The organism is Allobosea lupini, assembly GCF_900109525.1.
GTDB lineage: Bacteria > Pseudomonadota > Alphaproteobacteria > Rhizobiales > Beijerinckiaceae > Allobosea > Allobosea lupini.
On sequence record NZ_FOAN01000008.1, the window covers coordinates 86,794 to 105,356 of the forward strand.

Genomic DNA, 18,563 nt, shown 5'->3' on the forward strand with positions numbered 1-18,563 from the left:
GCGCTCGGCAATGTCGAAATGGGAAAGTCGCTCTAGTTCTTGGTGAATGCCGCGAAGGCCGCGGCAAAATCAGGGTGCCAGCGCGACAGCGCCGGCCGATTCTCGACGATGTCGCCGGCGGCCCACAGGATGCGCTTCTCATCGAGAGCACGATCGACGTCCCAGTCCGGGCACAGGATGTAGAAGTCGCCATGCGCAATGCCGTCCATCATGAAGTCGATGGTCTGCTTTGGGGTCCACGCGCCATTGGGCTTCTCAGCCCGTCCGGCGCCGGTCATTTCGGTGAAGACGAAACCCGGGATCAGCAGATGGACGGAGATGGACGCCCCCGGCATGTTGCGCAGCTGATGCGCCAGCGCTTCCGTGTAGGTCTTCACGCCTGCCTTCGAGACATTATAGGCCGGATTGCCGGGCGGCGTCGTGATGCCCTGTTTCGAACCTGTATTGATGATCAATCCTGGCGTGCCCCGCGCTGCCATGGCGGGCGCAAAGACCTGGCAACCGAAGATCACGCCCCAAAGGTTGACCGCGAGCAGGCGCTCCCACGCTTCCGGCGTGCCGAGGGCATCTGCTTTTGGCGCAATCGCCGCATTGTTCATCAGCACGTCGACGTCACCAAAACGGGCCTCCACGGCCTGCTTCAACGACTGCAGCGCTCCCCGGTTCGAGACATCCACGGGGAAGCCCGCGAGCTCGGCCTCGGCGGCTCGGGTCCGGATCGCTTCGATGGCAGCATCGAGGCGAGTCTGATCGAGGTCCACCAAGGCTACTCGCATACCGCGCTCGGCGAACTGGCAAGCTGCTTCCAGGCCAATCCCTGAAGCGGCTCCCGTCACGACGGCGGTGGCGCCCGGGACAAGTGCGTGGCGGTACATGGCGGCTTTCCTCAATCGATTGTTCGGGCAAGGAAGCCCTGGATCAACGCCGCGATAGCGAGCCCGTCGGTCTCCAGAGCGAAATGTCCCGTCTCGAACAGGTGGACCTCGGCATCGGGGACGTCCTTGCGGAAGCCGTGGGCGCCAGCTGGGGCGAAGAACGGATCGCCGTCACCCCAGACGGCCAGGACAGGCGGCTTCGATTTGCGCAGATAGTCCTGCCAGCTCGGATAAAGCGCGACATTGGACTTGTAGTCGCCGAATAGATCGAGCTGCAGTTCCGGATCACGATCGAGGATCGCCTGCGCATGTTCGATCGCATCGGGGCTGACGAGCTCGCGTTTCTCCTGAGGCACGCCATGGACGTACTGGAAGCGCGTGGTCTCCAGCGTGAGAAACGGGCGGAGCGCATTCCGGTTTGCTGCAGTGGGACGCTCCCAATAAGCCCGCATCGGGGTCAGCGTCTCCTCGCGCAGTCCCTCCTCATAGGCGTTGCCGTTCTGAGTGATGATGGCGCGAATGCGGCTCGGGTTCGCGGCGGCCAGCCGGAAGCCGACCGGCGCACCGTAGTCGAACACCATGAGAGCGAAACGTTCCAGGGCGAGCGCGTGCACGAAGGCTTCGACGGCCTTGTAGAGATTGTCGAAGGTGTAGTCATAGACATCTCGCGCTGGAGCCTTGGTGGAACCGAAGCCAGGCAGATCGGGGGCGATGACCCTGTACTTGTCGGCGAGCTGCGGGATCAGGTCACGATACATGTGGCTGGAGGTCGGAAACCCGTGAAGCAGCAGCACGGTCGGAGCCGCCTGGTCCCCCGCCTCGCGATAGAACATCTGCACCTCGCCGAGAGCGATAGCCCGATATTTCACCGCACTTGGATTCATGGTCGTGCCTCCTCTCTCGTCGCATCGCCGCCACCTTGAGAGCGCGAGGCCCGATGGTCGGTGCAGGCCTGACGCTCGCTGGTCAGCCCGGCCTGCGATCGGCGCGTACGGGTGCGCGACCGTCAGCTTCTCAAGAAGTTGAGCAGGTCCGTATTGAGCTGCTCGCGATGCGTGAAGGTCAGCCCGTGCGGAGCACCTTCGTAAATCTTCAGCACGGCAGAGGGCAACATGCGGGCGACGACGCGCGCGGAAAGGTCGATCGGTACGATCTGGTCATCACCGCCATGGATGACCAACGTCAGCCGGTCAAATTTCTTGACGTCTCCCCGGAAGTCTTCGGAAAAGGCGCCGACGCAATCATAGGCGTTCTTCAGCCCGGCCGTCATACCTTGCTGCCACCACAGATCGATCTGCCCCTGCGAGACCATCGCGCCGGGGCGATTGAACCCGTAAAATGGTCCCTTCGCGAGATTCAAATAGAATTGTGCGCGGTCGGCGATCTGCTCGGCTCGCATGCCGTCGAAGACATCGATGGGCGCGCCGGCAGGGTTGATCTCGGTTTTCAGCAGGAAAGGCGTGACCGCCGAGATCAGGACGAGCTTCGCGACATTGCTTGTGCCATGCCGGCCGACGAAGCGGGCGACTTCTCCGCCACCGGCGGAAAAGCCGACGATGGTGGCGTTACGCAGTCCCAAATGGCTGACAAGTTGCGCGAGATCATCGGCGTAATGATCCATGTCGTTGCCATCCCATGGCTGGCTCGATCGGCCGTGACCGCGTCGATCATGGGCGATGACTCGGTAGCCGCTATTCGCAAGGTGGAAAGCCTGGGGATCCCAGCTATCCGCGTTGAGGGGCCAGCCATGACAGAGAACGACTGCCGGGCCGTTCTTCGGACCCCAGTCCTTGAAGTAGATCGTCACTCCGTCGCGGGTCTGGAAAGTCGTCATGACTGGATGCTCCGTTGGCACGGCACCGCGCGAGATCGCCGGAAACGCGACTGAGAAGATCGATGCGGATGAGCCGACAAGAGTGTCACGCCGCGATGGCCAAGTCGGGAATGGCGGCCGGGCGGTGGGAGGGCCGGGAGGCGACTCCACGTCACGTCTCCCCTCTGCGCGCGAGGGCATCGAGCAAGGCTCGCGCAGTCGCGCGTGACGAAGGCGGATTTTGCCCGGTGATGAGCTGGCCGTCCTGGACGACGTGCACGCCGAAATCGACGGCCGCGAGAAAGTTCGCGCCCTGAGACCTCAGCTCGTCCTCGAGCAGGTAGGGAACGACATCGACCAGTTGGACCGCTGCTTCCTCGGAGTTGGTGAAGCCGGTGACGGACCGGCCCTTCGCGACCGGCTCGCAATCTGGCGTCTTCACCCTGATGAGAATGCCCGGCGCATGGCAGACTAGAGCGACTGGCTTGTTCGCGGCGAGCATGCCTTCGAGCAGCGCGTGCACATCCTGGTCGTTCGTGAGGTCCCAGAGCGGGCCGTGACCTCCTGGGAAGAACACGCTGTCGTAGTCGGCCTGGTCGATGTCGCCGAGCTTCACAGTGCTCGCGAGCGACCGTGTCGCGGTTGCGTCGCTTTCGAAGCGGCGCGTGTCCTGCGTCTGGAAGGCTGGCTCGTTGCTCTTTGGATCGAGCGGCGGCTGCCCGCCCTTAGGCGAGGCGAGCGTGATGTCGACCCCAGCCTCCCGGAAGATGAAATAGGGCGCCGCCAGTTCTTCGAGCCAGAAGCCAGTCTTCTTGCCCGTATCACCCAGCTGATCGTGCGAGGTGAGAACCATCAGGATCTTCATCCCAGTCTCTCCCATGGTGGACTAAGTGGTCTTCAAGCCGCGCTCTTGTCAGCGCCCCGTGTTCCCGAGGATGCCCATGCGGATCACGGTGACGCCGCCATCGGCGAGTTCCGGCAGGCGCGCGAACCAGGACTGGACGTGAGGGGTTCGATTATGTGCCTCGAAATCGGCCTGGCTGGCGAAAATCTCGGTGAAGATGAAATGCCCGGGAGTCTCGCGGCTCTCCTGGAGGAAATAGAGCAGGTTGTTAGGCTCGGCGCGTACCTTCGCTATCAGAGGAAGGGTGATTGCACGCAGGGCATCTTCCTTTCCCGGCTTCGCGCGAACCTGGGCTACGACAGCATAAGCGTCGGCAGGGATGTCGGCATAACGCACCCCATGAGCGTCCCGGGCGATCGCACCAACAGGAAGCGCGGCTCCTATCAATGTTGCCAGCATCGATAGAAACAGGAGCTTGCGGGGCATTGCTGATCTCCTTCTGTCTTGGCTTTGCGGCTCGCATGTCGCGCTCGCGCCTCTGGAACGAGCCGGTTGCACGTGCCGCTATGGGGGAGGCGCAGCAGCTGCGAACTCTGCCCCGGCTCTGTTCAACGCGATGCAGACACCAGCTTGCGCCGCGCTTCGAGCGCTGCGTCGAACGTCCGCTTGACCGGACCCAGCGCTTGCACGAACTCGAGCTGCTCGCCTTCCGAGCCGATGCAATAGATCAAGCGCCACCCGTCCGATTTGCCCTCGGTGATCCCGTTGGAATTGGCATCAAGCGGAGCGGCGCGCCGCTCGGCCTCTGTCGCCACGGTCACGACGCGATTCGCGCGGACGTTCGTCATGCCGCGCCGGTCGGATTCCGCCTCGAGGTCTGCGATGAACTGGTTGAAATCGACGTCGTCGCGGATGTGAAAGCAGATGTGCATCATCCGCGGAAATGCCGGGCTCATGTGATCGAGCGGCTCGGCGAATGCCCGCGGCCCGCCCATCGGCTGGTCGGCATCGCGGTATTGCAGGAGCTCGACCACGACATTGTCGAACTGGATGAAGCGCACGTCGAGCCGCTGCGCACCGCCGCGAAGGTCGGGAATACCCATCGCGCGTGGGTTTACGCCGCGTGTACGAGCCTCGATCTCCTGGCCGGTCAGCAGCGTATTGTGGATCCGTTCGCCTTGGAAATCGCCATCGCGCATCACCTCGGTCCCGCCCAGCACCTCGGTGTAGAAGGTGAAGGCGCGATCCATGTTCTGGACCGTGAGGCCGAAATGTTGAATGCCTTGCAGACGCTGGCCGATCGATAGCATCTCGGACTTGGCCGATACCGCCTGCCGACCCTGCGCCGCGGCCGGCGCCGCCATTCCGGTGACCGACGCCGCGAGCATCGTGCCGGCGGTTTTCAGCGCATCCCGGCGATCGAGCCCCCCTGAAATCTGCCCATGGTTTTCCATCATTCCTCTCCCTGAACTTGCCCCGAAGGCGCTCTGGCCACTGCCTCGCGTTGCTTTGACTATCTTGTATTCCCAAAGCTCACTTGGCCGCCCTGATGATCAGCTCTGAGATCTTTGCAGGGAACGACAACATGGCGACGTGGCTGGACTGCACCTCGATCGACGTCGCCCGCGAGCGCTCGACCTGATCCTTCTGGAGCTGTGGCGGGATGATCGCATCCTTGACCGCCACCGCCATGAAGGTCGGCTTGTCCCGCCAGGCCGCGCGCACGACAGGCGTCGCGAGAGCGCGCGAATGAAGCCTGCCTTGCACCGCGGCCACCAATCTCTGTTCGGCAGGGGGCAGATCCGCGGCGAAATACTTGGCGATTCCGACATCGCTGATTCTCAGGAAGCCCTCCTCATCGCGGATGTACTCCGCACGACTTTCCAGCTGCGGGTATCGGGACGCGATATTGCTCTGAGCTTCACCACTGTCTGGGGCGTAGGCGGCGACATAGACGAGTGATTTCACCTTCGGATCGTTGCCGGCTTCCGTAATCACGATCCCGCCATAGGAATGCCCGACCAGCACAACCGGCCCTTCGGCATCGCGGATCGCGCGCCCTGTGGTCGCGACGTCGTTTTCAAGCGATTGCAGGGCGTTCTGGACTGCAATGACCTTCAGCCCGGCTCTTTCGAGCTCGGGAATGACCTTGTGCCAAGATGATCCGTCGGCGAAGGCGCCATGTACCAGAACGACTGACTTCGCCGGCACCTGCGCCACGGCCATGACCGAGCTGGCCAAAAGCGCTGCCATGCTGGCTGCCAAGGATGCTACTTGCCGCAATTTGCCCATTTCTGCCTCCCCAAGGTTTTGACTGCGCCACCGGATCGATCATCTTGCGAATTCATTTCAGGGCTAACACGCAGGACGGGATCACGGAGGTTAAACGGCGTAAAATCAGGAGGTCAGAGCCGTTCGAAGGTATTCCATCGCGCCCGGAACGGCGGTCGAGATCGAGCCTGCTATCCGTCGTCTCTGCGAAGGCCGATTCGGACAGGTGAGCAGCTGCGCTGCGCCGCCTCCGGCTTCATGAAGCACCTACTCTCGGTGTCCACAAAACCGGGCAGCAGGCCGCACGCCAGTTTTGAATTTTACGCCTTTTAACCAGTGCCGCCGGCACATCGATGCTAGCTCTAGTCCCAGCCAATCGAGAGATAGCGGACCATGCCTCGCACGCTCGATACACTGACGCTAGCCGATGCAAAGCAGATGCTCGAAGCCGGTGAGGCCAAGGCAGTTGGCCTTGGGATTCCCTACAATATCGCGGTGGTGGATGCCGGTGGCGCCCTCATCGCCTTCACACGCCAAGACGGCGCGCTCGCGGGAAGCATTGATCTTGCGATCGGCAAGGCGAAGACGGCGCGCATGTTCGACAAGACCACGGATTATCTCGCCGAGTTGGCTCAGCCCGGGGCGCCGCTGTTCGGCATCGAGCGGAGCAATGGCGGCAATGTGGTGATCTTTGGCGGCGGCCTGCCGGTGAAGGTTGACGACCAGATCGTCGGCGCGGTCGGCACCAGCGCGGGGTCGGTCGATCAGGACATTGCGGTCGCCGAAGCGGCGGCTGCGGCCATCAGCCGGAGCCCGGACTCGTAGAGGGCCATGTTCGCGGCAACGAACTGTAACGTCTGCTGAGGGAAAGCGTTGTTATGTTCGAACTCACCGTCAATGGGATCAAGCACCAAGTAAACGTCATTCCAGAGATGCCTTTGCTCTGGGTTTTGCGCGATGAGCTTGGCATCACGAGCCCCAAATATGGCTGCGGAATCGCTCAGTGCGGCGCCTGTACGGTGCAGATAAACGGAGCGGCCGTCCGCTCGTGCCAGGCGCGTATGGCTGATGTCGCCGGCAAGGCGATCACCACCATTGAGGCGGTCGGCAACGGCAAGCTGCACCCGGTGCAGGAAGCCTGGATCGAGCATCAGGTGCCGCAATGCGGTTACTGCCAGACCGGCCAGATCATCCAGGCGATTTCGCTCCTCAAGGCGATTCCGAAGCCGACCGACGAGGACATCGACCAGGTCATGTCGGGAAACCTGTGCCGGTGCGGTACTTATGAGCGCATTCGTGTTGCGATCCACACGGCCGCCGCGAAGATGGGGGGGAAATGACATGGGCGCGATGCCAAGTCTTTCGCGGCGCAGTTTCGTCTTCGGTTCCGTCGCTGTCGCTGGCGGTGTGGCTTTCGGACAGTACGCTCAGGCGCAACCGGCATCGTCTTCGGCTGCCGCGATGAATCCGCTGACGGCGGGCCTTGTTCCGAATGCGGTGACGTTCAATCCCTGGGTCGAGATCAGTCCGGACAAGATCACGCTGATCGCCCAGCATGCCGACAAAGGCCAGGGTGTCGGCTCCATCCAGCCCCTGATGATCGCCGAGGAGTTGGACCTCGAGCCTGGCCAGTTCGAGATTCGCTTCGCCGGACCGAGTCCCGCCTATTTCAATACCGGCTTTGCCCATGAACTCGCGCCGTTCATGGCGCCGGACCAGAGCCCCGAAGCCGAGAGGGCGCGCGCGGCCGCGCTGGAATGGCTGAGGAAGGCCGGGCTGCAGATGACCGGCGGCTCCAGCACGATCCCCGATACCTATGACAAGCTGCGCATGGCCGGTGCGGTCGCACGCGAAACGCTCAAGGCTGCTGCAGCCAGGCGCAGTGGCGTCGCGGCCGCCGACCTGCGCACCGAAGCCGGACACGTGATCCTGCCGGACGGGACGAAGATTCCCTACGTCGCTCTTTCGGCCGATGCAGCGAAGATCACGCCGGTGTCGGTCGCCAAGCTCCGCGACCCATCGCAATGGCGAATTCTCGGCAAGCCGATGGAGCGCCTCGACATCCGCTCGAAAGTCACCGGCGAGATGAAGTTCGGTATCGATCGGAGGATGGAAGGCATTGTCTACGCGGCCGTCAAGCTGAACCCCAACAAGGGGCAGCCGATCAAGTCTTATGACGCGAGCAAGGCTCAGGCGATGCCGGGGGTCCAGAAGATCCTCAAGATCTCGAACGGCATCGCGGTGATCGCGTCGAACAGTTGGTACGCGATGCAGGCGGCCGAGCGTGTCGACTGCGTCTGGGAGCCGAGCACATATCCGGCCGAGCAGGCCGACCACTGGAAGACCGTGGCCTCGTCCTTCACTCCCCAATTCCTCGCCAAGGAATGGCGCAACGACGGCAATATCGACGCCGGACTGAAAGAAGGGATGCTCCTGGAGGCGGAGTATCGCGCCCCCTATGTCGCGCATCAGCCGCTGGAGCCGCTCAACGGCATCGGTATCGTCACCGACAAGGGGATGGAAATCTGGGTCGGACATCAAACGCCCCAATCCGTTCAGCAAATCGCGGCCGCGGCGATCGGCATGAAGCCGGAACAGGTGACCTTTCATAACGAATGGATGGGCGGGAGCTTCGGACATCGCCTCGAATTCGAGAATGTCAGAGTACTCGCCGAGATCGCGAACCAGATGCGTGGGATTCCGGTGAAGCTCGTCTTCTCCCGGGAGGAGGATTTCCTGCAGGACATTCCCCGGCAGATCGCGATGGGCAGGTATCGGGGAAGCGTCAAGGACGGAAAGATCATTGCGGCCGATGCGCAGGTAGCTGCAAATGCGCCTTTCAAGGAGCTTCTGGCAAGGATGGGGTCGCCCTCGAAGGACCCCGATGGTCAGCTGGGCGTCGGAATCTGGAACGTTTACTACGGCATTCCAAATTACCGGGCGACAAGCTTCGAAGTGCAAGGATTGTCACCGTGCACGACCTGGCGGGCCGTAGGCGCGTCCGCCAATGGTTTCTTCACTGAAAGCTTCATCGACGAGTTGATTCACGCGGCGGGGCTCGACCCGCTGAAGGCGCGCATCGAAATGTGCAGGATTCCGATCTACCGCAAGCTCCTGGAAACCGTTGGCGAGATGGCGGACTGGAAGGGCCCCTTGGGAAAGGGAAAAGGCCGCGGCGTGGCGTTCGTCGAGGCGTTTGGAACGGCTGTCGCCGAGATCGTCGAAGTGACGATGACCGACGCCGGCATCAAGATCGACAAGGTCTGGGTGGCCGCCGATGTCGGCAAGGTCGTGGATCCCGTCAACTTCGAGAATCTCGTCCAGGGCGGCGTCGTCTGGGGCCTCGGCCACGCCATGAACTGCGAACTCACCTATGCCAAGGGGGCCGTGCAGCAGACGAACTACAACCACCACGAAGCCATGCGCATGTATCAATGCCCCGCGATCGAGGTGCGCGGCCTGGAGAACGATTACACGGTCAGGGGCATCGGGGAGCCACCCGTACCGCCTGCGGCGCCAGCGCTGGCCAATGCCATCTTCGCCGCGACCGGCAAACGCATCCGAGAAATGCCTTTCAACAAGTTCATCGATTTCGTGTGAGGGCGGGCCATGAGAAGGACAACCCTGATCGCGCTCACCTTTGCCAGCTCATCAATCGTCGCTCTGACGGGCTTTGTCTTGGCCAAGGAGGAGTCGAAAGATGCATTGCCGCCGGGCAGCGTCAGCCGGGCCGAGGGGCTGCAGGCCTGGACGAGAATCGAGGCCGTGGTGACGCATCCGCGCTGCGCCAATTGCCACGTCGATGCGAAGGCCGTGCCGATTTGGACGCCGGCCGGTGAAAGCAAATCCCGCGTGCACGGCATGAACATCCACGGCGGCAAAAGCCGCATCGGGGCGGAAACGGTTCCGTGCTCGACCTGCCATGTCACCTCGACATTGCCCAATCCGCCCGCACCTGCGCCTCTCCAGGCCGGCATCGACTGGCAGCTCGCACCGGTGGACTTCATCTGGTTCGGCAAGAGCGGCGCCGAGATCTGTGCCCAGCTCAAGGATCCCAAGAGAAATGGCGGCCGCAACGCTGTCGGCCTCCTCGAGCATTTGAGGCACGATGCATCGCTGAGCGGATTCATACCGAGAGCTTGGGAGCCCGGCGCCGGCCGCACAACTCCTCCCGGAACGTTCGAAGATCATGTCAAAGACATGGCTCGGTGGGGAGCGGCCGGGCAACCCTGTCCCCGCTGAGGCGCACAGGCCCGATCGCCGAGGGGCCGATTGGGCGGATTCTTCCGCATGTATCGGCACGATCCGCACAGCCATCGCGCATGGAGGCACTGATGCTGGACAAGGCCTATCGCGGCCAATGTGCCGCGGTGACGGTGCATTGCACGGACGAAGAGGAGCGGCGCAAGCGCGGCCTCACGCTGTTTGCCCTGGCGCTCGGCAGTTTCTGCATCGGCACCTCCGAGTTCGCGAGCATGGGTATCCTGCAGCTGTTCTCGGCCGGCCTCGGCATCGACATTCCCACGGCGACGAATGCGATCGCGGCCTATGCCTTTGGCGTGGTGATCGGCGCTCCCCTGGTGACGCTGTTGGCGGCCAGGCTGAACCGGCGAACGCTTCTGCTATGCCTGATGGGTCTGTTCATCATCGGCAACGTTCTGTCGGCGGTCGCCACGGATCTCGGCATGTTCGCCTTGGCGCGCTTCGTCAGCGGCATGCCGCAAGGGGCGTACTTCGGCGCCGGTGCCGTGGTCGCGTCCTACATTGTCGGTCCCGGTCATGCGGGAAAGGCGTTCGCGCTGGTCATGACCGGGCTGACGGTCGCGACGATCATCGGCTCGCCGCTGGCGACTTTCCTCGGCCAGAGCGTGGGATGGCGAAACACCTATTTCGCCGTTGCTGGGGTTGCCGCGCTGGCCTTCCTTGCCTTGTGGACCTGGGTGCCTCGAACCGAGGCGCTTCACGGAGGGCCCGTCGTGCAGGAACTTGCCTCGCTACGCAAACCGGCCGTCTGGGCCACGATGCTCGTCGCGGCGCTCGGCGTTGCCAGCATCTTTGCCGTGTACACCTTCATCGGCCCCTTCGTCACCGATACGGCGGCGCTCGATCAAGCCTGGATTCCGATCGCACTCGCGCTGTTCGGGGTCGGCATGACCGCCGGCAACCTGATCGGCGGAAGGCTGGCGGACAGCCATCCCGCGCGAGGATTGGTCATGGGCTTCGGCAGCGCCCTGATCGTGCTTGCGGTGCTGGCCGCCGGCGGCGGCCATGTGTGGATCCTGATGCCGGCGCTGTTCGGCGTCGGCATGACGATGATGGTCGCCATCCCCACGATTCAGGTGCGCCTGACTGGCCTCGCGCCGGAGGCGCCCACGCTGATGGGCGCCATGAACCTTGCAGCGCTCAACGTCGCCAATGCCATCGGCGCCTGGGCGGGCAGTGCAACGATCGCGGCCGGCTATGGCCTTCTGTCCGCCGTATGGGCGGGCTTCGGTCTGACGCTCCTGGGCCTTCTCATCTTCGCGCTCACCTTGCCGAAGGCGCCTCGGCTTGCGCCCGCGTGATTGCGATCAGGTGCTCCATCTGGTCGGATGGTGTCGAGCACGAGACGTGACATAGGCCCGATATGGAGATTACCCATGGCAATCGGCGATGCTCGGCGGGAGCAGGTCTTTCCGACACTCTCCGCCCTTCAGATCGCGGCGGCGCGCCGCTTCGCGAGCGGGGAGCCGCACCGCTTCGACGCCCGCGACGTCGTCTATGAGATCGGCGACCGCAACGCGCCCTCCTGGCTGATCCTAGATGGCTCGGCTGATGCGATCCGGCGCAGCGCGGCCGGTCAGTCATCGCAGGTCACGACCTACGGTCCCGGCCAGTTCACCGGCGAGACCAATCAGCTGACGGGGCGTCCAGCCCTCATGTCGGTCGTGGCGGGTGACGCTGGCGCGGTCGCGATACCATTTGATGCGCCGCATCTGCGGGCGCTGGTCATTGGATCGGCAGACGTCGGCGAAACGATCATGCGCGCCTTCATCCTCCGGCGCGTCATGCTGATCGAGGCGGGGCAGACCGGCGGCGCAGGATCGATCCTGGTCGGGCGCCGGGATGATCCGGGCATTGTCGGGTTGTCGGGATTTCTCACCCGCAACGGCTACCCCCACACCGTCGTCGCCGCATGCGAGGCAGAGGGGCGCGAGCTTGTCGAACGGCTCGGCGTCGCCCATGACGATCTGCCGCTGATGATCTGTCCGAACGGCACAGTGCTCCGAAGCCCCAGCAATGCCGATGCCGCGTCCTGTCTCGGCATCACACCGGATCTCGACGCGGACAAGGTCTATGACGTGGCGGTCATAGGGGCCGGGCCCTCCGGGCTTGCCACTGCGGTCTATGGCGCGTCCGAAGGGTTGTCTGTCCTGGTCCTGGACAGCCGTGCCTTCGGCGGCCAGGCTGGCGCATCCGCCAGGATCGAAAACTATCTCGGCTTTCCAACCGGCATCTCCGGACAGGCGCTCGCAGGACGGGCCTTCAATCAGGCGGCAAAGTTCGGCGCCGAGCTCGCCATTCCGCTGACCGTCGGATTGCTCCGCTGTCACGGCGAGGATGCGGAAGCCCCGTTCAGCCTTGAGCTCAGCAATGGTGGCACTGCGCGTTCGCGCGCCATCGTAATCGCTTCGGGAGCGCGCTACCGGCAGCCCGCCATCCCCAACATCGAAGAGCTGGAGGGGGCCGGTGTGTCCTACTGGGCATCGCCCGTCGAGGCACGGCTTTGTGCGGGCCAGGACGTCGTCCTCGTCGGTGGGGGAAACTCGGCGGGCCAGGCCGTCGCCTATCTCGCGCCGCAAGTCCGGCAGGTGCACTTGGTGGTGCGCCGGCCCCTCGAGCAGACGATGTCCCGCTACCTGATCGATCGGATCGCGGCCTTGCCCAATGTCGAACTGCATATGGGCAGCGAGATCGCCGCCCTGCACGGCGACCGGGCGACAGGCCTGACCGGAGCGACGTTTCGGGACAGCCGGACTGGTGCGGTCCGGGAGTGCACATCGCGCCACCTTTTTCTGTTCATCGGTGCCGATCCCAATACGCACTGGCTCGACGGCTGTGTGGCGCTCGATGGAACGGGCTTCGTCCTCACGGGGGAGCGCGCCCGTGACGGCGAGCGGCTGCCGCTCGAAACCAGTTGCCCAGGTATCTTTGCCGTCGGAGACGTACGCGCCGGCTCGACCAAGCGGGTCGCCGCCGCCGTCGGCGAGGGGGCCGCCGTCATCGCCCAGATTCACTCCTTCCTGACACGGCAGGCCGGCCGTGATAGCGGTGCGGCGCGGCAAGCGTGATGCCTAGTGACCTCTGCGAAGCTTCAACGCCAGCTACGCTGAGGGGCATGCTCGGGTCGGCGGAATTATGAGAGCCTCCGAATGGCGGGACTGAAGCGCGCCATAAGTGGAAACGGGACCCTCAACAGGAAGCAGACATCTCTAAATTCCTTTCGTTCCGCTCGCAGGTGGCTCTGCTTACTCGATCTCCAGATCACAGTTTCAACGAGTCCAGGATGGCTCGTGCGGCAGCAACTCCGGTCTGAAACGCACCATGCGCTGTCGAAAAATCCTGCATCGAGCAGGCCTCGCCGGCGAAGAAGAGCCTGCCCTCGACATCCGCGGCGAGGACTGTCCGCGCCTCGGCATGACCCGGCAGCGCGTGGCTGTAGGAGCCTCGCGCAAAAGGCTGGCGCCCCCAGCGCGATTGCGCGATCGGCTCCAGCCGGCTCCTGACCCCGGAGCCGAACAGCCCGGCTAACTCGTCGCGCGCGAAAGCGGCAAAGGCATCGCCGTCGGTTTCGAACTCGCGTGCGGCCTCACCACCCACGAAGCCTTCGATCAGCGGCCGGCCGAAGGGCCGCAGATGGTAGCTCGCCGTTCGTTTCACGGACGGATTGCCCAGGACCTGCGTGTCCGGCTCAAAACCGTCGCAATCGGATAGCTTGAAGATGATCTTGTCTGCCAGGCCCAGCGGCAGTGCGCGGGCAGCGTCGATATGGTCCGCTGCGCGCGGCGGCAGACGGATCGCGCCGGAGGAAAGCACATCGGTCGGGACCGTGACGATGACGCGCGCAGCCTCGATCTCGCCTCTGACGCTGGTCAGCCGCAAGGCATGCCCCGATACGTCGATGCTGGTTATCGCTGTGCTCAACGCGACTGGCACGTCCTTCGCTGCGGCAACGACGAGGCTGCCATAGCCCTCGGCAACGCGCCAGTTCACGCCGGTCTCGGCATCGGCATAGGCGAGATAGTCGCGGATCGAAAGCTGCTCCAGCTCCGTGCCGTTGATGTAGGTGCTGAGCGCTTCGAGATAGGGCGTCCAGCGGTCGCTTGCGTCCAGGAGGTCGGAGGCGCGGTCGCTCCCGGGAGGAGTCTCGCGCAGGCGCTGCTCGAAGTGGGCGAACGCGGCCCGCGCGGCACGCTGGTCGGCTGCGGGAAAGCCGAGATCGCGAAACTGGACGCCCCATGGCGGCGTGGTCCGGTCGAGATGGAAGCCAAGCTCGGGCGCCAGCGCGGCCCAGCCGTTGCGATCCGCCGAATGGAGCCAGCCGCAGCCGAGGTCGAAATGGAGACCATCGTGGAAGGCGGTGTGCGCCCGCCCGCCGATCCTGTCGGTCGCCTCGATCAGAAGCACGTCGAGCCCGGACGCGGCGAGCTTCCGGCCCGCTGCAACCCCGGCAGCTCCGGCCCCGACAATGGCGACATCGAGCCGCTTCATACGCTGCCTTCCCGCGGCGCGGCGCCGAGCTCCAGCCAATCGAGCTCTTCCTCGAGCCGGTGGAAGGCGTCGTCTCCGATGGTGCCGCGCTTCCGCAGCTCGAATGCGGTCTTCCGCGCGGCCGCGAGCGCGGTCCGCCGCAGAGCGTTATGGTCGGTGTCGAGCTGAGCGGCCCGTCCGGTCTGCTCCAGCATGTCGCGATATTCCTGTCGGATCGCCGCCGCAGACGCCGGCTGCGCGCCTTCGAGCGATCCGATCGCGGCCTCCAGCGCAGCCTTCCGCGCAAGGGCGAACTCACGGTCGACAGGGTGATCGTCGCTGATCGCGAGATAGCGCAGCAGCGGCGCCAGCGTCAGCCCTTGGACCAGCAGCGTGCCGACCACGACGGTGAAGGCACAGAGCAAAATCAGGTCGCGATAGGGAAAATCAGCGGGAAGGGCGAAAGCGGCCGCGAGCGTGACGATGCCGCGCATGCCGCACCAGGCGATGACGATGCTGCCCTTGACGTTCTGGAAGGAGGCGGCCTTCTCGCTCGCGCCGGAAGGCCGGCCCGAGAGCAGGAGGGCAAGACCCCTATAGGTCGCAACCCATGTCAGCCGCACGAGAATGACCGTTGCGAGGACCGCAAGCGCGATCCAGGCGTAACCGACACGTTGCCCAGCATCGAACCCTTCGAGGATCGGGCGCAACTGCAGTCCGACCAGCACGAAGGCAAGAACCTGGAGTACGAAGACGGTCGTTTCCCAGACAGCATAGGAAGGGATGCGCAACCGCGCGCTCGTCACGGCCGGAACCGTCCGCGCCAGAACGATGCCGTAGATAACGACGGTGATGATCCCGGAGAGATGCAGCCGCTCTGCCAAGATCCAGACACCGAAGGTCGTGATGAACTGCACGATGATGGCACTTGCCGGGTCACGAAAAAGCGTGAGCAGCCGCACCGCGGCCCAGCCGAGAAACGCCCCGAGAATGATGCTGCCGATCGTGACAAGCGCAAAGGCCGGCAATGCGCTGGCCGCACTGAAGCTCCCGGCCGCGACCGCCCCCACGGCCAGGCGGTAGATCAGCAGCGCAGTCGCATCGTTCAAAAGGCTCTCGCCTTCGACGATCACAACGATGCGATGGGGTGGCCGCAGCTTTCGCAGGATCGCCGTGGCGGCAACGGCGTCGGGCGGCGCGACGATCGCTCCGAGCGCGATCGCGGCGGCCCAGGGAATGTCAGGCACCAGCCACCGGGCCACAAGTGCGACAGCGGCCGTCGTGACGCCGACAGCCACGAAAACCAAGCTGGATACCGGCAGCCAGTTCCGGCGCAGATCGCGCGGCGAGCTGTCGAAGGCCGCATCGAGCAGGATCGGCGCGACGAAGAGGGCCAGCACCAGCTCCGGATCCAGCGTGATGCGCGGCGCATTGGGAATGAAGGCGAGAGCCGTCCCGCTGATGGCGAGCACGACCGGATACGGGATGCCGACCCGTCGCGACGCCGCCGCGAGGATGACAGCCCCGAACATAATGACCAGGAGTGACTCGAACAGGACCATGCCATGCGAGTTTATCGCTCAATGCCGTGGTGTCGATCGCTGCCGATCATCGCAACGGCACTTTCTTATGACGCTCCGTAAGCTTCGTCAGGTTGAGGCGGAAAGAGCCATCAATCAGTTTGTCCCAGTTTGGCGAGAAGCGCAAATAGCAGAAGTCGGAACCTTAGCGGCAAGCCGACATTAGTCGACACGAGCACAGCGGGGCGCCACACGTTCGTCATCGGATGCTGTTGGCCAAACGGATCGGGCAGCGCAGAGGCGCCAATTCGACCTCGGATGCAGTCAACTCTGGGCTCCTAAGCTGGCGAGAGATTTTGCCGAAGCCACCTGGATGTTTCCGCGACATCTGCGGCCGCCAGCTCATGAGCTGCCGAAATCTGCTGGAAATCCACGAGGGCCCCACGGGCGATGAGGGGGCTCGCTAATTCTGGCGCAACGTGGACATAAGGATCGTCACGCCCACTGAGCAACAGGACGTTGGTCTCCGATAGGTCCGCGACCGGCGGATTCTCCAATGCCTGGATGCCGCGCAGCAGCACCGCGCGTCTCACGAGTCCGGGATGGAGCTGGATGACTGCCGCCAGCATGTTTGCGCCGTTGGAATAGCCGAGGAAAACGAGCCTGTCCGCGTCGAGCCCGTAGCCCGCCACGGCGCCTTTCACGAAGGCCGAGAACGCTTCGGCCTCGCTGCGGATATCGGCCTGGTCGAACGTGGCGGCGTCGAAACGGCGGAACCAGCGATTGGTGCCTTCCTCGATCGCCCGGCCACGCACACCGAGCAGCGTCGAACGCGGAGCGATGCGGCGGGCGATCGGCATCAGGTCGGCCTCGTTCCCGCCGGTACCGTGCAGCAATACGAGGGTCGTGCCGTCTGGGTCCTCCGGCCGGTTGAAACGATGAATGAAGGGGAGGTCACGAACTGGAAACCTCTCTTCGCCAGGCAGGGCGAACTGAGGGAGCATAGCCTTCAGGTCTTCGGCGCGGTCTGCCTCATGTGGCGGCAGAAACAAGGTCCTGCCCAGATCATCCGGGGCTTCATCGACAGTCATGCCCGGCTCGTCTGTCGCGTATTCCAGGAGTATGCCGGCCGGATTGCGTACATACAGAGACAGGAAATACTTTCGATCGTGAACCTCCGTCGGCCCATGCTCCTTCAACGAAAGCCGCATGGAGCGGATGGCATCGGCGTCCGGTGCGCGGAAAGCTACATGATCCGGCACGCCCGCCCCGGGCACGGACCGCACGAACCCCGATACCTCTCTGACGTCGACGATATCGGTGTCGGAGACCATGCGTCGTGTCGGGCCGGAGCGCTCGCCTTCGCTGTAACCGAAGCGCGCCAGGAAGCTCCCGGTCTCAGTCGCCTTATCCGTCAGGAGCGTAACGCCCCGAAGCCGGGCGGGTGACCCGGCAATCGGCGCCGGCGTCGCCATATCGACGCCCACCAGCTTCACGATAAGTCCATCCGGATCCTTCAACCGCAGCACTGATTCTCCGAATTCGCGCGAGGGCCCCTCTATCGAGATGTTGGCGGCGAGCGCCTTGGTGAGCCAATCACCGAGAGAAGCCGGCGGCACGGCGAGGGCCACTTCCGAGACTTGCCCAATGCCGGTGCCGCCACGGCCGGCCGCCTCCCAGACGAGAAAGGTCAGCAGCGAGCCGGGGCTGCCGAGCCCATCGCCATAGATGAGGTGCAACTGCTCGGCGTCCGCAAAGCCTCCGGTCCGCTTCACGAGCCTGAGGCCGAGAAAGCCGACGTAGAAATCGACGTTCGCCTGAACATTGGCCGTGATGCCGGTAAAGTGGTGGATGCCGCTCGTCATTCTCGTCGATGTCCTTCGTAGGTCAACCGTCGGCCTCGCGGGCGAGCACCTTCTTCACACCGGGGTCGGCGGCCAAGCTGTCATGCAGAGCCTGCACATTCGGGTATGCGTCAAGCCCGCCGGGCAGCAGCTTTATCGCCCATCGGATCATCGGGAAGGAATAGGCGTCGATGACCGAGCGCCCTCCACCGAGGATGTGCTCCCGCCCTTCGAGGTGCCGGTCCAGAATGCCGAACTGTTTCGCCACAAGCTTGTGCCCCGCTTCGACAACCGCGCGTCGCGCCGCGTCGCTTTGGTCGCTCGTGTAGCGATACGGCATGAATACCGGCCAGAAAGCGGCGTGAACATCCGAGGTGAGAAATGCCGACCAGCGATGTGCCTCGGCCTTTGCGCGCACGCTATCGCCGCCGGCGAGCCGGGCCTCGGGGTGCTTGTGCACGAGGTAGTCGAGGATTGCGCCGGCCTGCGTCAAAAGCCAGCCGTCGTCCTCGCGAAGGGTCGGCACCGCGCCAGCCGGGTTCACGGCCAGAATCTCCTTCGAGCCATATTGCACCCTGACAGCCTCATAGGGGTTGCCAATCCATTCGAGGGCGATGTGGGGCGCCAGCGAACAGGCTCCCACGGCATAGTAAAGCGTCGGCATGG

Annotated in this window: 17 protein-coding genes; 6 read left to right on the forward strand and 11 right to left on the reverse strand. The window is 64.0% G+C overall.

All coding sequences use genetic code 11. The annotated features are described in order from the left end of the window. Positions 1-32 precede the first annotated feature (32 nt). The 7 genes from BMZ21_RS22265 to BMZ21_RS22295 all read right to left on the reverse strand — a co-directional run bounded on the left by BMZ21_RS22265 (position 33) and on the right by BMZ21_RS22295 (position 5,824). Positions 33-875 (reverse strand): SDR family NAD(P)-dependent oxidoreductase, encoded by an 843-nt coding sequence (locus BMZ21_RS22265; RefSeq protein WP_091839769.1) that lies wholly within the window; start codon positions 873-875, stop codon positions 33-35. A gap of 11 nt (positions 876-886) precedes the next feature. After that, on the reverse strand, positions 887-1,759 hold the full coding sequence (locus BMZ21_RS22270) for an alpha/beta fold hydrolase (protein ID WP_091839772.1): 873 nt from the start codon (positions 1,757-1,759) through the stop codon (positions 887-889). A gap of 122 nt (positions 1,760-1,881) precedes the next feature. After that, positions 1,882-2,709, reverse strand: coding sequence for an alpha/beta fold hydrolase (locus BMZ21_RS22275; RefSeq protein ID WP_425285469.1), 828 nt, complete (start codon positions 2,707-2,709; stop codon positions 1,882-1,884). A gap of 151 nt (positions 2,710-2,860) precedes the next feature. Then, on the reverse strand, positions 2,861-3,553 hold the full coding sequence (locus tag BMZ21_RS22280) for a type 1 glutamine amidotransferase domain-containing protein (RefSeq protein WP_091839781.1): 693 nt from the start codon (positions 3,551-3,553) through the stop codon (positions 2,861-2,863). A gap of 48 nt (positions 3,554-3,601) precedes the next feature. Beyond that, a complete protein-coding gene (locus tag BMZ21_RS22285; RefSeq protein WP_091839784.1) occupies positions 3,602-4,018 on the reverse strand; it encodes a putative quinol monooxygenase in 417 nt (138 codons plus the stop codon). A gap of 122 nt (positions 4,019-4,140) precedes the next feature. Beyond that, positions 4,141-4,986, reverse strand: coding sequence for a VOC family protein (locus tag BMZ21_RS22290; protein ID WP_208862346.1), 846 nt, complete (start codon positions 4,984-4,986; stop codon positions 4,141-4,143). Positions 4,987-5,065: 79 nt separating this feature from the next. Further along, positions 5,066-5,824 carry an alpha/beta hydrolase gene (locus BMZ21_RS22295; RefSeq protein ID WP_091839790.1) on the reverse strand — a complete coding sequence of 253 codons (759 nt, stop codon included), beginning with the start codon at positions 5,822-5,824 and terminating at the stop codon, positions 5,066-5,068. 372 nt (positions 5,825-6,196) lie between these two features. Between BMZ21_RS22295 and BMZ21_RS22300 the strand changes: the two genes are divergently transcribed. From BMZ21_RS22300 to BMZ21_RS22325, 6 genes are all read left to right on the forward strand, one after another. Continuing rightward, positions 6,197-6,628, forward strand: a complete 432-nt coding sequence (locus BMZ21_RS22300; RefSeq protein ID WP_091839795.1) for a GlcG/HbpS family heme-binding protein — start codon at positions 6,197-6,199, stop codon at positions 6,626-6,628. Positions 6,629-6,681: 53 nt separating this feature from the next. Further along, complete coding sequence (locus tag BMZ21_RS22305; RefSeq protein ID WP_091839799.1) at positions 6,682-7,143, forward strand: (2Fe-2S)-binding protein; 462 nt, start codon at positions 6,682-6,684, stop codon at positions 7,141-7,143. A 1-nt stretch (position 7,144) separates the two neighbouring features. Beyond that, the gene (locus tag BMZ21_RS22310) at positions 7,145-9,403 is read left to right on the forward strand and encodes a xanthine dehydrogenase family protein molybdopterin-binding subunit (protein ID WP_091839802.1); all 2,259 of its coding nucleotides are present in this window, start codon (positions 7,145-7,147) and stop codon (positions 9,401-9,403) included. 9 nt (positions 9,404-9,412) lie between these two features. Then, positions 9,413-10,045 (forward strand): hypothetical protein, encoded by a 633-nt coding sequence (locus BMZ21_RS22315; protein ID WP_091839805.1) that lies wholly within the window; start codon positions 9,413-9,415, stop codon positions 10,043-10,045. Positions 10,046-10,137: 92 nt separating this feature from the next. Beyond that, complete coding sequence (locus tag BMZ21_RS22320) at positions 10,138-11,367, forward strand: MFS transporter (protein ID WP_091840204.1); 1,230 nt, start codon at positions 10,138-10,140, stop codon at positions 11,365-11,367. Positions 11,368-11,442: 75 nt separating this feature from the next. Further along, the gene (locus tag BMZ21_RS22325) at positions 11,443-13,134 is read left to right on the forward strand and encodes an FAD-dependent oxidoreductase (RefSeq protein ID WP_091839808.1); all 1,692 of its coding nucleotides are present in this window, start codon (positions 11,443-11,445) and stop codon (positions 13,132-13,134) included. 193 nt (positions 13,135-13,327) lie between these two features. Here BMZ21_RS22325 and BMZ21_RS22330 read toward each other — a convergent pair whose 3' ends face one another. The 4 genes from BMZ21_RS22330 to BMZ21_RS22345 all read right to left on the reverse strand — a co-directional run bounded on the left by BMZ21_RS22330 (position 13,328) and on the right by BMZ21_RS22345 (position 18,561). Next, positions 13,328-14,554 carry a flavin monoamine oxidase family protein gene (locus BMZ21_RS22330; protein ID WP_091839811.1) on the reverse strand — a complete coding sequence of 409 codons (1,227 nt, stop codon included), beginning with the start codon at positions 14,552-14,554 and terminating at the stop codon, positions 13,328-13,330. Beyond that, on the reverse strand, positions 14,551-16,095 hold the full coding sequence (locus tag BMZ21_RS22335; RefSeq protein WP_091839816.1) for a cation:proton antiporter: 1,545 nt from the start codon (positions 16,093-16,095) through the stop codon (positions 14,551-14,553). Before BMZ21_RS22335 ends, BMZ21_RS22330 begins: the two co-directional genes overlap by 4 nt. 296 nt (positions 16,096-16,391) lie before the next feature. Further along, complete coding sequence (locus BMZ21_RS22340) at positions 16,392-17,918, reverse strand: VOC family protein (RefSeq protein WP_091839821.1); 1,527 nt, start codon at positions 17,916-17,918, stop codon at positions 16,392-16,394. Between the two features lie 22 nt (positions 17,919-17,940). Next, entirely contained in the window at positions 17,941-18,561 is a 621-nt protein-coding gene (locus BMZ21_RS22345; protein ID WP_091839825.1) for a glutathione S-transferase family protein, read from the reverse strand. Positions 18,562-18,563 lie beyond the last annotated feature (2 nt).

Coding starts and splice junctions, on each gene's coding strand:
- BMZ21_RS22265 (WP_091839769.1), bottom strand. CDS start 875: ATGTACCGCCACGCACTTGTCCCGGGCGCCACCGCCGTCGTGACGGGA.
- BMZ21_RS22270 (WP_091839772.1), bottom strand. CDS start 1,759: ATGAATCCAAGTGCGGTGAAATATCGGGCTATCGCTCTCGGCGAGGTG.
- BMZ21_RS22275 (WP_425285469.1), bottom strand. CDS start 2,709: ATGACGACTTTCCAGACCCGCGACGGAGTGACGATCTACTTCAAGGAC.
- BMZ21_RS22280 (WP_091839781.1), bottom strand. CDS start 3,553: ATGAAGATCCTGATGGTTCTCACCTCGCACGATCAGCTGGGTGATACG.
- BMZ21_RS22285 (WP_091839784.1), bottom strand. CDS start 4,018: ATGCCCCGCAAGCTCCTGTTTCTATCGATGCTGGCAACATTGATAGGA.
- BMZ21_RS22290 (WP_208862346.1), bottom strand. CDS start 4,986: ATGGAAAACCATGGGCAGATTTCAGGGGGGCTCGATCGCCGGGATGCG.
- BMZ21_RS22295 (WP_091839790.1), bottom strand. CDS start 5,824: ATGGGCAAATTGCGGCAAGTAGCATCCTTGGCAGCCAGCATGGCAGCG.
- BMZ21_RS22300 (WP_091839795.1), top strand. CDS start 6,197: ATGCCTCGCACGCTCGATACACTGACGCTAGCCGATGCAAAGCAGATG.
- BMZ21_RS22305 (WP_091839799.1), top strand. CDS start 6,682: ATGTTCGAACTCACCGTCAATGGGATCAAGCACCAAGTAAACGTCATT.
- BMZ21_RS22310 (WP_091839802.1), top strand. CDS start 7,145: ATGGGCGCGATGCCAAGTCTTTCGCGGCGCAGTTTCGTCTTCGGTTCC.
- BMZ21_RS22315 (WP_091839805.1), top strand. CDS start 9,413: ATGAGAAGGACAACCCTGATCGCGCTCACCTTTGCCAGCTCATCAATC.
- BMZ21_RS22320 (WP_091840204.1), top strand. CDS start 10,138: ATGCTGGACAAGGCCTATCGCGGCCAATGTGCCGCGGTGACGGTGCAT.
- BMZ21_RS22325 (WP_091839808.1), top strand. CDS start 11,443: ATGGCAATCGGCGATGCTCGGCGGGAGCAGGTCTTTCCGACACTCTCC.
- BMZ21_RS22330 (WP_091839811.1), bottom strand. CDS start 14,554: ATGAAGCGGCTCGATGTCGCCATTGTCGGGGCCGGAGCTGCCGGGGTT.
- BMZ21_RS22335 (WP_091839816.1), bottom strand. CDS start 16,095: ATGGTCCTGTTCGAGTCACTCCTGGTCATTATGTTCGGGGCTGTCATC.
- BMZ21_RS22340 (WP_091839821.1), bottom strand. CDS start 17,918: ATGACGAGCGGCATCCACCACTTTACCGGCATCACGGCCAATGTTCAG.
- BMZ21_RS22345 (WP_091839825.1), bottom strand. CDS start 18,561: ATGCCGACGCTTTACTATGCCGTGGGAGCCTGTTCGCTGGCGCCCCAC.